The following is a 12,654-nucleotide window of genomic DNA, read 5'->3' on the forward strand; positions in this document are numbered from 1 at the left end:
TCGTAGTTTATCCACCGAACGGCTTGATCGGCAGGGACAAACTAGCAGGGCGTTCCTGACAGGCTCATGTCAGGATGGTGGAGGATTCTGTGTTCGACGTTGCATTTACTTTTCGTGTCAGATTGGATCAAATGCATGCATTGGGTGGCATTGGAGTTTTCCCCAAGCATGCTGAAACTTGACCATATTACTGTTATTGCGCCGACGCTGGCCGAAGGTGTGGCGCATGTCCGGGCGTGTCTTGATCTTGATGTGCCGTTCGGGACACGTCATGGCTATATGGGCACGCACAATCACCGGCTTCAGCTTGGTAACAATGTCTATCTGGAAATCGTGGCGCTGGACCCGGACGGTATTACGCCGGGCAGGGCACGATGGTTTGGATTGGATAATCAGGACAAGATCAGATCGGATTGGGAAGAAGGCCGTCGTTTGCGGGGCTGGGTTGCCGCGACAAAATCCATTGATTCCGTTGTTTCAGCCCATGGCGCGATTTTTGGCGAAAAGGTGCTTTTGCCGACAACGGAGCCGACTTTCGCCTTTGCCATTCCTGCTGATGGCTCGTTACAGTTGGATGGTGCTGCACCATCGATCATTGATCATCAGGGTGACCCGACATCAATGGCGGAAATCCCCGATTTGGGCGCGCGCCTTGTTTCGATGAGGATGGAGCATCCCGACCCAGCGTTCGTCGAGGCACTCTATCGCGAACTTTCCATTGATCGTCCACCTGCGATCATTCAGGGGGCCGAAGTCCGTTATCGGGCGCAGATCGAGACACCGACAGGATTGAAAGAGCTGACTTGAGCCAGTTTTGAAACTGTCCCAGTTCGGGGGAGCACGTCACGGGAACCTGATCGTAATTTGCGCATATTTTCCATTGCACTTATCTTTATAATTCGATATTTCATGAATTATGGAAAAGATAGGTACCTTAAACGCATTATCGGCGCTGGCGCATGATGTTCGGCTTGATATTTTCCGGCTGCTGATCAAGGCGGAACCGGAAGGCATGATTGCCGGGGATATTGCCGCAACACTTGATATCCGCGCCAATACGCTTTCGAACAATCTGAACATCCTGTCGACTGCCGGATTGGTTCGGTCGGTGCGCGAAGGGCGGGCGATCCGCTATTTTGCCGAGATCGGCACGATGCGCGATCTTCTGGTGTTTCTGATGGAAGATTGTTGTGGCGGGCGGGAGGATATCTGTCTGCCGATGTTGAACAAAACCTGCCGATAATCACAGCGCCCACAGCGATCACAGGGAATTCCGATGACAGAGAATAATCGCGCAAACAATGGTGCCGATTGCAGTGCCGATAGTGGCAAACTTGGCGTGTTCGAACGGTTTCTGACCCTTTGGGTCGGGCTTGCCATGATTGGCGGGGTTGTGATCGGCGTGGTTGCCCCGGGGCTTGTCGATGCGATTGCCGCAAGCGAGGTGGCGTCGATCAATCTTGTGGTCGCCGTCCTGATCTGGGCGATGGTCTATCCAATGATGGTCGGGGTTGATTTCGCCGCCGTGGCCGGGGTGGCCCGCCAGCCCAAGGGGCTTCTGGTGACGCTGGTGGTCAACTGGCTGATCAAGCCGTTCACCATGGCGTTTTTGGCGGTGGTGTTTTTCGAACATGTTTTTGCCCCCTGGATCGCACCAGTTGACGCCGCGCAATATATCGCCGGTCTGATCCTTCTGGGGGCGGCACCGTGCACGGCGATGGTGTTTGTCTGGTCGCAACTGACACGGGGTGATGCGACCTACACGCTGGTACAGGTATCGGTCAATGATCTGATCATGGTCGTGGCATTTGCGCCGATTGTCGCATTGTTGCTCGGCGTGACCGACATTGCCGTTCCTTGGGAAACACTGGTTCTGGCAACCGTGCTTTATGTGGTTCTGCCGCTTCTGGCCGGGTTGGTAACGCGCCGGATCCTGGGATCAAAGGACGCAATCGAAAGATTTTCCGCCCGGGTCAAGCCATGGTCGATCCTTGGCCTGATTGCGACGGTCGCCATTCTGTTCGGGCTTCAGGGCGATGTGATCCTGCGACAGCCCTTGGTGATTGTCCTGATTGCGGTGCCGATCCTGATTCAAAGCTACGGGATTTTCGCGCTGGCCTATGGGGCGGCGTTCCTGCTGCGTATTCCGCATCGGATGGCTGCCCCCTGCGCGATGATCGGGACATCAAACTTTTTCGAACTGGCGGTTGCGGTGGCGATCAGTCTGTTTGGCCTGAATTCCGGGGCGGCATTGGCAACCGTGGTGGGTGTTCTGGTCGAGGTGCCGGTGATGCTGTCGCTGGTGGCTTTTGCCAACCGGACACGCGCCCATTTCCCCGAAGCACAAAACAAGGTTTCATAAGGTTCTGCCATGATCGTTGTCCACCACAATCCGGATTGCGGCACATCGCGCAATGTCCTCAATATCATCGAGAAATCCGGCGATCCCTATCAGGTGATCGAATATCTGAAAGAAGGCTGGACCCGACCGCAGCTTATCGCTCTTTTTGCCGCTGCCGACCTGACGCCGCGCACGGCATTGCGCACGACCAGATCACCCGCCGCAGAATTGGGCTTGCTTGATGACGCGATATCGGACGATGCCATGATCTCGGCGATGCTGGCACACCCGGTTCTGGTCAACCGGCCGATTGTCGCATCGCCCAAAGGGGTTCGGTTGTGTCGCCCATCCGAAACGGTACTTGATCTGCTCGATCACCTGCCGGCCGGGCCGCTTTACAAGGAAGACGGCGAAATGATTTTAAACGAGAAAGGAGCGCGCGTTGGCTGATACCCCCAATATTCAGGACGAACAGTTCGCGCCGATCCCGGCTGCGGCATTGTTCCCCAAGGCACACAGTACCCATGCGCCGCGCATATTGGTGCTTTATGGCTCGCTTCGTGAACGCAGCTTTTCGCGTTTCGCTGCCGAGGAAGCCGCGCGCATCCTGACCCGGTTTGGTGCAGATGTCCGGATATTCAACCCCGCAGGCCTGCCCCTGGTCGACGAAACCGGTGCCGATCATCCCAAAGTGGCGGAGCTTCGCGATCTGGTAAGCTGGTGCGAGGGGATGGTGTGGTCCTCGCCCGAGCGGCATGGGGCGATGACCGGCCTTATGAAAAGTCAGATCGACTGGATACCGCTGTCGCTTGGCGCGGTGCGCCCGACGCAGGGCAAGACATTGGCCGTGATGCAGGTGTGCGGCGGCAGCCAAAGCTTTAACACGGTCAATCAGTTGCGCATTCTGGGGCGCTGGATGCGGTTATTGACCATTCCCAATCAGTCATCGGTTGCCAAGGCATGGAACGAGTTTGATGAGGCGGGGCGCATGAAGCCGTCCCCCTATTACGACCGGATTGTCGATGTGATGGAAGAACTGGTGAAGTTCACGCTGTTAACCCGCGATGTTCGCGATCACCTTGTCGATCGGTATTCCGAACGGGTGGAAAGCCACGCGGCCCTTTCGGCCAGGGTCAATCAGCCCACCGCAACCTGAACAGAACAAAGGCCGCCCTGTCATAATCGGGCGGCCTTTCGTTTTTCTGGATCAGGGCAGGTGAAATCGCGACGAAGCCTGAGAATAAATCTTTGTCTTTAAATGCGTTACTCACCGAATTATTGGCGCATCAATGCCCAGCCAAAGTCAGGACTGGTTTCGGATCAAAGCATGTCGTTCTGTACGCTCGTAACAGTAATTTGGGATGCTCAGTCAAAACAAAGATCTTAGGCGTGTTATTCTCTCCGGCATCATTGGGGGCGTCCGAGGGGGATAAATGGCTAAGGGATTCAGATTGTTACGTCGACGGGTAGTTCCCTTGGCGTTTGTTGGTGCAGCATTATCGGGTCATGCGGCGCAGGCCGCAGATTTTACCGTTTCTGGCGGTGTCACCGATACGGTTGCCAAAACCCTGAGCGCCGGGGAAACCGGATTGATCGAGCAGGGCGGGGTTCTCAGTGTTACGGCGCCGGCGAATAGCGCCGCCATCACCACCAACGCGGACGGCGTGCGTGTGACCAATAACGGCACGATCACGACGGTGGGTGGTGGCCGCGTGGGCATATTTGGCTCTGGCGGGGGGGCTTCAAATGTGCAGTTTGTTAATAATGGTACAATTCGGACAGACGCAAACAACGGTTACGGAATGGGCAGTCTCGGGGAGCGGTCTACAATTATTAATAATGGCACCGTTACGACAAGCGGTACGACTGCCTATGCCATATATAGCAACGGAGCCAATTCGACCCTTGTCAATAACGGCACGATTACGACAAGCGGAAATAGTTCCTACGGTCTATACAGCGTCCAAGGCAATTCGACCCTTGTCAATAGCGGTACGATCACGACAAGCGGAGATGACGCCTATGGCATGGACAGTGCCGGAGACAGTTCGACCCTTTCCAATAGCGGTACGATCACGACAAGCGGAGTTGGTTCCCGTGGCATGTACGCTGACGGGAATGGCGTAACAGCTGTCAATAGCGGGACGATTACCACAAGCGGCAGCGATGGCGAGGGCATGCGGAGCGACGGGAACAATTCGACACTTGTCAATAGCGGTGCGATTACCAGCACGAATGCCGACGGAATACGATCAGTCGGTAGCGGCAGCATCCTTACGGTCAGTGACGGCGGGACCGTTACCGTATCGGGTGCAGGACGGGCCGGGATCAGATCCACTGGGGCCAACGGGACGATCAATGTCAGCGGGAAGGTGATCGCAACCGGGTCGGCGACCGAGGCGATTGTGGGGTCTAGCAACCAGACCCTGAACATCAAGCCGGGTGCGACGATTGTCGGGACGATTAATCTTGGTGCAGGCACCAATGTGGTCAATATCGATACATCGGCCGGGGCGCGGTCATCGACCCTGAGCATCAGCAATGCCGGTACGGTGAATACATCGGCTGGCGGTGAGGGGCTTGTCCGGCAAAGTGGATCGACGGTGGTGATCGCAGATCCGACAGGGCTTGCTGCCAATCGGGCGGCGCTGGGAACGACGGCAGCCGGCATTCATCAGGCGGTCAGCCAGCAACTGGCACGATCAAACAAACCGCAATCGGTTGTGGTCGCGGCCAGCGAACTTGAACCGGGTATGTTATATGCACCGCAGATGCCTTTTGTCTGGGGACATGTTTTTGGTGGGTACAAAAAACGCGGCGATGACGGGGCGAATTTGGGCTATCGCAGCCGGGTTGGTGGCGTGATCGGCGGATACGAAAAGCCGATTGATGACCACAGTATCGGTGTGTTTGGCGGGGCGTCCCTTGCAGGGATGAAAACCGACGAGGCATCGGTCGAAAGTGACAGCAACGGCTTTTTTGTCGGCGGATATGGTGAATATGTTGTCGGCGACTGGGCTATCGACGGGGCGTTGGTCGTCGGCTATCAACGCCATCAGGATAAACGTCTTGTGGTCGATAACCTGACCGGCGAGGAAACCGCACAATCAGATTACAACAGTGTCTATATCAGTCCGTCACTGGCGGTGATCCGGTCGATTGATATCGGCAGCGGGATTGAATTGCGGCCATCTGCCGAGGTTAATTACACCTATGGCTATTACGGTGAATATACCGAAACCGGCACGACATCATCCAATCTTCGGGTTAAGGGGCATGGTGTGGATGTGATCAACGGGCGTTTGCAATTGGCAGCCCGTCAGGCGCTTGCAGATGGCCGGGGCGAGATGGAACTGCGCGGCGGGATGAAATACAGCTATTTCGGTCGTGACAGCGTTGATGTCGGGCTCGGCAACGGTCCGGTTTTACGCTATCAGGGAACCGGTGATACGTCCTCGTACGGGGGATATGTCGGGGGCAATATGCGCTATGACGTGGACCGGCGGATGACGGTTGTCGCAGACATGGAACTGGGGCTTGCAACTGGCGACGAACGCACTGCTTCAGGCTATCTGGGGCTGGAATACCGGTTCTAAAGCGTTACAGCCGCCGCACCCAGTTTGGCAACCCTGCGGCGTAGCCGGTTGGCGTTGTGGCTTTGCCGTGATGATGCAATTGGGCGTTCACGGCATCGGCACGGGTCTGACTTGGTGTTGAATGGAATTTGGCGCGGAATGCGCGGCTAAAATGGGACTCACTGTTAAAACCGCATTCAAAGGCAATGCTGCCGATATTCTTGTGGCTGTAACGCTGTTGGGACAGCAATTGAAAGCTCCGCTGCAAACGGCGATCCCAAAGATAATTTGCCACCCCGCCATGCGGGGCAAAAATGCGATAGATATGTGTTCTTGACATTCGAAAGGTCAGGGCAAGGCTTGCTGGCGTGATGTTTTCGGCAAGGTTGGCATCAATATAGCGGTAGATGACCTTTGCAAGGGCAACTGTTGTTGGCGCGTCAATTTCCTCGGGAAGCAGGCCTTCGCACAGCAAGCATCCTTGCATCAGGCCGAGAGTTCCTTGCACGGCACTAACAGCTTGTTGAGTTGTCATGTCAGGAATGTTCTTCCAAAGATTCTGAAAACCAGTGGCCATGAAGCGGACCATCGGATTGTCCTTGGAAAGCTTCAGTCCATGCAGTGGCGCGAGAATATCCGATATATCTGGTCGCAATTCCCGTGGCAGAACAAGCGTAAGGTTTTCAAAATCACCCGTGATCATGTCGTGGGGGTAAGAAAGATCGATGATAAGCATGTCGCCCGCGACAATGCGCTCATTCTCTTTGGTAAGGCCGCCGCCCTGCAGAAAAAGCTGAACCAGAATGTGGTCCATATCATCATCGATCACTCGGCGGGGATGCCGTGAAAATTGCTGGGCTTGTGATCTGGTGACACCAAAAACCGTTTCCTGAAGGTCGTAAACATCGATCTGTGCAAAAAAATTCGTGAGATGACATTCATGATCGGACATCGTTACATCAAAAAAGATACCGATATTTTCCTGCCATGCGTCAAAACGATGACGTGGCTCGATATCATTGGTGTCAAAGTTTGATACGGGAACCGGTTTCAGTTTTGTCAATCCGGGGACTCTTTCGCATTAATGGCAGAACGATAAATTGGTACAATTAATCGCCCGCACTTTTGCGCCCGGACTAAATCAATGATTGATGTGATTGTTGTTTTTTCTACATTATGGATATATTTTTTGCAAGTTCTTATGGTTTGACAATAGCTTGCTGTGTCATCCTTTCCGGAAGGTTTCGGTCGCTGGTTATTGGCATTGGGAATTGGTTTTGACGCATCAGGCGCAAGGAATTAACCAAATCGCCTGAAGGGTTTGGTTAACCGGCAACATTCGCGATCACCTTGTTGATCGGTATTCCGAACAGTTCGAAAGCGATACAGCTATTTCGTGCCAGGGATCTATCAACCAGCTGCAACCTGACGGACAAGACCAGAAGCGGGAAATGCCGAAGAAAAAGGCCGCCTTGCGATAAACCGGGCGGCCCTTGGTGTTTCGGGGGCGGGGTCTAGCCGAACTCGACATTGTCGGGTGTCAGGTCGTCCTTGGTGATGTCTTCGATAATCACCCCAAAGGTCCATGGGGCGCCGTTGCTGAAATCGATGTAAAGATCGCCGCCATCGGTTTCGGTGGCATGATCAAGCAGGCTGTTGAAATCGGTAATGCCCGATCTGGCCTGAAGATCAGCGGTGAGGAGCAGGGTATCGCCGTCATTGCCGCTTTCGAAATCAACCACACGATCCCGGCTGGAGGCTTCGGCGTCGAAGACGAAAGTATCGTCGCCGATATTGCCCTGAAGCCAGTCATTGCCGCCGCCACCCGAAAGGATGTTGTCGGAGAAGGCTTCATGGGCGATGGGGCCGGCATCAAGTATGTCATGGCCGTCACCGCCATAAAGCGAGACATCATACCATTCGCCGGTGAGCGTATCATTTCCGGCTTCGCCATGGATGTTTTCGCCGACAATGACGTCGTCGCCATCGCGGCCATAGATGGTATCGCCGCCCTTGTTGCCGATCAGGCGGTTATCGTTTTCATCACCGATGATCAGGTCGCTTTGATTGCTGCCATCGACATTTTCGATACTGACGAAATGATCTCCGGTGCGCCCCGATCCGGTTTCAAGATTGATCACCGGTTGCGGACCATATTCACCATAGGGCGCATCATTGCCCCAACCGGCGATGTAGCTGATGGTGTCAATGCCTTCGCCGCCGATAAAGTAGCTTGCGATATCCTCGGAAAAAGCGGAGCTGTGGGTGGCATAGAAAGTATCGTCTCCGCCGCCGCCCATCATGATGTCGCCTTCGCCAGCACCGTTATAGGTTTGGTAAAAGGTGTTGTTGCCGTCATCCCCGATCAGAATGTCGCCATAGCGTGATGCGCGGATATCTTCGATGTTGCTGTAACGGTCGCCATCCGCATCGCCGCCCACACCAATGCCGGTGGCAAGATTGACGATGACGCCTTCCTTGGCCGAGTCATTTGAATAGGAAAATCGAATTTCATCGCGGCCAGGACCGCCGTCAATGACATCGGCCCCCGGGCCGCCATCAAGTTTGTCATTGCCCGACCCGCCAAGCAGCGTGTCGTCACCGATACTTGCATGAAAATGATCATGACCGGCACCGCCATCAAGCGTATCGTTCCCCGGTCCGATCTCATAGAAGCGGTCATGGCCGCCAAGCCCGCGAATATCATCACTGCCCGCGCGCCCAAAAATATGATCGTCCTGCTCTGTTCCGACAAGCACATCTGCGCCGTCGGTCCCATAGATGAGTTCAACCATGGTCCGTCTCCCGCATTGTTTGCTTTGCCCTTGGGAAAAGCTGCGGGGAGAATTCGGCGACTTGATGGCAGCGGGGCGGGATTGACGTCAAAACAGGGGAGACGCCAGAAGGCGGCGGGTTACGCCACCTTCTGTTCGTATTCTTCCTGCTTTTCCATCCAGCGGGTTTCGATCTCGGCCAGTTCGTTTTCGATCTTGCCAAGGTCTTTTTGCAAGGTGGTCAGTTTGGTGGCGTTATCGGGCTCGTAAAGCGCCGGATCGGCCATTTCTGCCTTGATTTTGTCACGACGCGCGGTCAGTTTTTCCATCTGCTTTTCAAGATTTTCAATCTCGCGCTTGATGGGGGCGGCGGCCTTGCGTTTTTCGGCGGCCTGCTGGCGGAGCGCCTTTCGGTTGCCCTTGTCCTCTGGCCGTGCCGGTTCGCCGTTTTCGTTGGCTTCTGCCTTGTCCGCGCGGCGTTCATCACGTGCGCGGTTCAGCAGATACTGGCGATATTCGGCAACGTCGCCGTCAAAGGCGGTGACCGCACCATCGGCAACCAGAATCAGGCGATCCGCACAGGCTTCGATCAGATAGGGATCGTGGCTGATGATGATCACCGCACCTTCATAGGCGTTAAGCGCATGGTTTAGCGCATCGCGGCTGTCGATATCAAGATGGTTGGTCGGTTCGTCAAGGATCAGCATATGCGGGGCATCAAGCGTCATCAGCGCAAACAGCAGACGCGCCTTTTCCCCACCCGAAAGGTCCTTGACCTTGGTGTCGCCTTTCTGGCCTTCAAACGCAAAGCGGCCAAGCTGGGCCCGGACCTTGTGTTCGATGACATCAGGCATCAGGGCTGCCATATGCTGATAAGGGGTTTCATCGGGGCGAAGCTCGTCGGTCTGATGCTGGGCAAAATAACCGATGCGCAATTTGCCCGATGCAACCTTTTCCCCGGCCATCAGTTCAAGCCGATTGGCAAGAAGTTTGGCCAGTGTCGATTTACCGTTACCGTTGGCACCCAGAAGCGCGATGCGGTCATCCATATCAATGCGCAGGCTGATATTGCGCAAGACCGGTTTGCCGGGTTCATAGCCGACATCGCCGTTATGGATATTGATCAGGGGCGGTGGCAGTTCCTTGGGGCTTGGGAAGTCGAACGAAATGCTGCGGTCTTCGACAACGGCAATTGCCGGTCCCATTTTTTCCAGCATCTTGATACGGCTTTGCGCCTGTTTGGCCTTGCTGGCCTTGGCGCGGAAGCGGTCGATGAAGGACTGGATGTGTTTTTGCTGGGCGACCTGTTTTTCGTAATGCTTGGACGCCAGTTCCATCTGTTCACGGCGCGTTTTGGCAAATTTGTCGTAATTGCCGCCATACATCGTCACCTTGCCATCGGTCAGATGGGCAATATGTTTGACCGCCTTGTTCAGAAGGTCGCGGTCGTGACTGATCAGGATGATCGTGCCGGGATAGTTGATCAGATAGTTTTCAAGCCAGATGGTGGCTTCAAGATCAAGGTGGTTGGTCGGCTCGTCAAGCAGCAGCAGGTCGGGTTGCAGGAACAGGGTTGCCGCCAGTGCCACACGCATCCGCCAGCCGCCGGAAAAATCATCGCACGGGCGTTGCTGGGCTTCGGCATCGAAACCAAGACCCGATAGGATCGATGCCGCGCGGGCTTCTGCGGTGTGGGCGTCGATGTCGGCAAGCCGGGTATAGATATCGGCGATCCGGTTCGGATCAGTAACGTTTTCGGCTTCATGCAGAAGGGCCGCACGTTCGGTATCGGCATCCAGAACCGTATCAAGCAGGGATCGCGACCCCGCCGGGGCTTCCTGTGATACCACACCCATGCGGGTGCGGTTAGACAGCGATACATCGCCGCCATCCGATGCGATTTCGCCGGAAATCAGTTTCAAAAGCGTGGATTTGCCGGCCCCGTTACGCCCGATCAGGCCCAGTTTGTACCCGTCGGGTACGGTCAGGGTCACGTGATCAAGGATCATACGGCCGCCAATGCGGTAGGTCAGGTCGGTAATTTGCAGCATTTCGGGTCCGCGTTCGGGAATCGTTTGAAAATCTGTGCTTTCAATAGGGCAGGGAGGGCCGTGACGCAAGGATTCTTGAAACTGTCATGAACACTCGATCACAGGACCAACAGGACAAAATGCGTGCGTGATGGGACGGCAAGGCGCGCAGTTTCACGGGATTTGGCGGCTTTTCTCACCTGTTCAACCCCCGATGCAAGGGGCGCAGGTCTGAATTGCGCGGACCGAACTATGTGTTGCGTTGCGAACCAAGGGCGTTTATATAGCGCCAACCTTAGGGTCTGCGGATGATAAGGAAGCCTTGTCGTCGGCTTTTTTATCTTCCGCAGTCCCTTCTTGGGGGTAACGAATTTTTACAAGTAGCTAGGTGAAACCAATGGCTATCGAACGCACTCTTTCGATCATCAAGCCGGACGCAACGCGCCGCAACCTGACGGGCAAAATCAATGCCGTCATCGAAGACGCAGGCCTTCGCATCGTCGCGCAGAAGCGTGTCGCTCTGACCCGTGCACAGGCCGAAGGCTTCTATGCTGTTCACAAGGAACGTTCGTTCTTTGGCGAACTCGTGGACTTCATGGTTTCCGGCCCGGTCGTCGTCCAGGCTCTGGAAGGCGAAAATGCTGTTGCCAAATACCGCGAAGTTATGGGCGCTACCAACCCGGCCAATGCCGAGGAAGGCACCATTCGCAAACAGTTTGCAGAATCCATCGAAGCGAACTCGGTCCACGGTTCGGACTCGCTTGAAAATGCTGCAATCGAAATTTCCTATTTCTTCGCCCAGACCGACATCGTCGGTTAAGGCTGTCGCTTCCGACATCGTCGGTTAAGCGATACGAAATACGGTTTCCGGTTCGCCGGATAAGAAGCGCCCCGCATCATGTGCGGGGCGTTTTTTTGTGCCTGAAATATACAGCCGATCAGAGCAGGAATGCCGCCATCAATAACAGCAGGACGGCAATTGAAATGACGCTCCAGAGCATGAATTTGGTCCAGTTTTCCCAGCCATGCTGGTGGACCTCAACCAGATTGTTATCGTAGTCGCTTCCCTGCATTGTTTCCTCCCTGACTTGTTACAGGTGTGGCGTGACCCTTGGCGGGAAATACCAAACGCATCGTAACACATTTCAGGGGTGAATAAAGATCGTCAAAATAACGTCAGGCGTTTGTTTTTAGCCAAGAAAAAAGCTGCCGGTTTCGGCAGCTTTGCATTGTTTACCCCGCGATCAGGCGATCACAGCAGGAAGATGGCCATCAGGATCAGAATGGCGACAACAGAAAGAGTGCCCCACTTCATAAAGACGGTATAGCCGTTATAGATGTCGACGTGGGTCTTGGTCAGTTCGTAGTCTTTACCCTGCAAATTAGCCTCCTGCGTTTAGAATTTCTCCAGTGTATAGACGTGAAGTTGTTGCGACGCAAGACGCAGATTAACTGGCAATATCATTCATTTGGCCAATAAAGCCCGATGCGGATGTCAGTCTGTCGGGGCGCAGGAATAGGGCAGGAAGGAACCCGTGGCGCCTTCATTCATCATTCTCAGGGACATTTTATTGGCGTAATCGAGTTCGGCCTCGGTGGTCGGACAGACATGGATGCGCGCGGTGCATCCCGATGCAACAAAGGCATCTTCGCTTTTTAGAAATTCCTCTCCAAGCTCGTTTTTATCCCGGCTCGGTTGAAGCTGGTCGCGAAACGACTGGTAAAACTGGCACTTGCGTTGGGACCAGCTCGGCTCATCGGCGCGGGCTTCATCGGCACAAAGCAGCATCGGTGCCACCAATACAGCAGCCAGAAGGGATGTATGCACCAGGATGGCTTGGGGAATATTCAGTCGCAGCGCGGATAATTTCATGTTTTTGGGGCTCTGATCCGGTGGACAGGTCGCAGGAGAAAAGACCTGAAAAATGCGAATG

The 12,654-nt window shown here is 54.8% G+C and carries 13 protein-coding genes; 7 read left to right on the forward strand and 6 right to left on the reverse strand.

The genetic code is table 11. From position 1 onward, the window contains the following. Positions 1 to 168 precede the first annotated feature (168 nt). The 6 genes from BC440_RS15410 to BC440_RS15435 all read left to right on the forward strand — a co-directional run bounded on the left by BC440_RS15410 (position 169) and on the right by BC440_RS15435 (position 5,937). The gene (locus BC440_RS15410; RefSeq protein ID WP_071240441.1) at positions 169 to 807 is read left to right on the forward strand and encodes a VOC family protein; all 639 of its coding nucleotides are present in this window, start codon (positions 169 to 171) and stop codon (positions 805 to 807) included. Between the two features lie 109 nt (positions 808 to 916). After that, positions 917 to 1,243 carry a helix-turn-helix domain-containing protein gene (locus BC440_RS15415; protein WP_071240442.1) on the forward strand — a complete coding sequence of 109 codons (327 nt, stop codon included), beginning with the start codon at positions 917 to 919 and terminating at the stop codon, positions 1,241 to 1,243. Between the two features lie 33 nt (positions 1,244 to 1,276). Further along, complete coding sequence (gene arsB / locus BC440_RS15420; protein WP_071240443.1) at positions 1,277 to 2,362, forward strand: ACR3 family arsenite efflux transporter; 1,086 nt, start codon at positions 1,277 to 1,279, stop codon at positions 2,360 to 2,362. A 9-nt stretch (positions 2,363 to 2,371) separates the two neighbouring features. Further along, positions 2,372 to 2,791, forward strand: coding sequence for an arsenate reductase family protein (locus BC440_RS15425; protein ID WP_071240444.1), 420 nt, complete (start codon positions 2,372 to 2,374; stop codon positions 2,789 to 2,791). A 10-nt stretch (positions 2,792 to 2,801) separates the two neighbouring features. Then, complete coding sequence (gene arsH / locus BC440_RS15430) at positions 2,802 to 3,497, forward strand: arsenical resistance protein ArsH (RefSeq protein WP_210766364.1); 696 nt, start codon at positions 2,802 to 2,804, stop codon at positions 3,495 to 3,497. A 277-nt stretch (positions 3,498 to 3,774) separates the two neighbouring features. Beyond that, positions 3,775 to 5,937 carry an autotransporter domain-containing protein gene (locus tag BC440_RS15435; RefSeq protein WP_071240446.1) on the forward strand — a complete coding sequence of 721 codons (2,163 nt, stop codon included), beginning with the start codon at positions 3,775 to 3,777 and terminating at the stop codon, positions 5,935 to 5,937. A 4-nt stretch (positions 5,938 to 5,941) separates the two neighbouring features. Here the strand turns inward: BC440_RS15435 and BC440_RS15440 are convergent, their stop codons facing one another. The 3 genes from BC440_RS15440 to BC440_RS15450 form a co-directional block, all read right to left on the reverse strand. Then, on the reverse strand, positions 5,942 to 6,979 hold the full coding sequence (locus BC440_RS15440; protein ID WP_071240447.1) for a helix-turn-helix domain-containing protein: 1,038 nt from the start codon (positions 6,977 to 6,979) through the stop codon (positions 5,942 to 5,944). Positions 6,980 to 7,430: 451 nt separating this feature from the next. Beyond that, positions 7,431 to 8,711 carry a calcium-binding protein gene (locus BC440_RS15445; protein ID WP_071240448.1) on the reverse strand — a complete coding sequence of 427 codons (1,281 nt, stop codon included), beginning with the start codon at positions 8,709 to 8,711 and terminating at the stop codon, positions 7,431 to 7,433. 119 nt (positions 8,712 to 8,830) lie between these two features. Continuing rightward, positions 8,831 to 10,741, reverse strand: coding sequence for an ABC-F family ATP-binding cassette domain-containing protein (locus BC440_RS15450; protein ID WP_071240449.1), 1,911 nt, complete (start codon positions 10,739 to 10,741; stop codon positions 8,831 to 8,833). A 376-nt stretch (positions 10,742 to 11,117) separates the two neighbouring features. On the opposite strand from BC440_RS15450, the gene ndk reads away from it, so the two are divergent. Further along, positions 11,118 to 11,540, forward strand: a complete 423-nt coding sequence (gene ndk / locus BC440_RS15455) for a nucleoside-diphosphate kinase (RefSeq protein ID WP_007091418.1) — start codon at positions 11,118 to 11,120, stop codon at positions 11,538 to 11,540. 118 nt (positions 11,541 to 11,658) lie between these two features. Here the strand turns inward: ndk and BC440_RS22975 are convergent, their stop codons facing one another. The 3 genes from BC440_RS22975 to BC440_RS15460 form a co-directional block, all read right to left on the reverse strand. Continuing rightward, complete coding sequence (locus tag BC440_RS22975; protein WP_110252298.1) at positions 11,659 to 11,793, reverse strand: aa3-type cytochrome c oxidase subunit IV; 135 nt, start codon at positions 11,791 to 11,793, stop codon at positions 11,659 to 11,661. A gap of 179 nt (positions 11,794 to 11,972) precedes the next feature. Beyond that, positions 11,973 to 12,101, reverse strand: a complete 129-nt coding sequence (locus tag BC440_RS22450; protein ID WP_007091417.1) for an aa3-type cytochrome c oxidase subunit IV — start codon at positions 12,099 to 12,101, stop codon at positions 11,973 to 11,975. A 114-nt stretch (positions 12,102 to 12,215) separates the two neighbouring features. Continuing rightward, a complete protein-coding gene (locus BC440_RS15460; RefSeq protein ID WP_071240450.1) occupies positions 12,216 to 12,593 on the reverse strand; it encodes a hypothetical protein in 378 nt (125 codons plus the stop codon). Positions 12,594 to 12,654 lie beyond the last annotated feature (61 nt).

Origin of the sequence: Thalassospira sp. MIT1004 (assembly GCF_001858545.1) — a bacterium.
Classification (GTDB): Bacteria; Pseudomonadota; Alphaproteobacteria; order Rhodospirillales; family Thalassospiraceae; genus Thalassospira; species Thalassospira xiamenensis.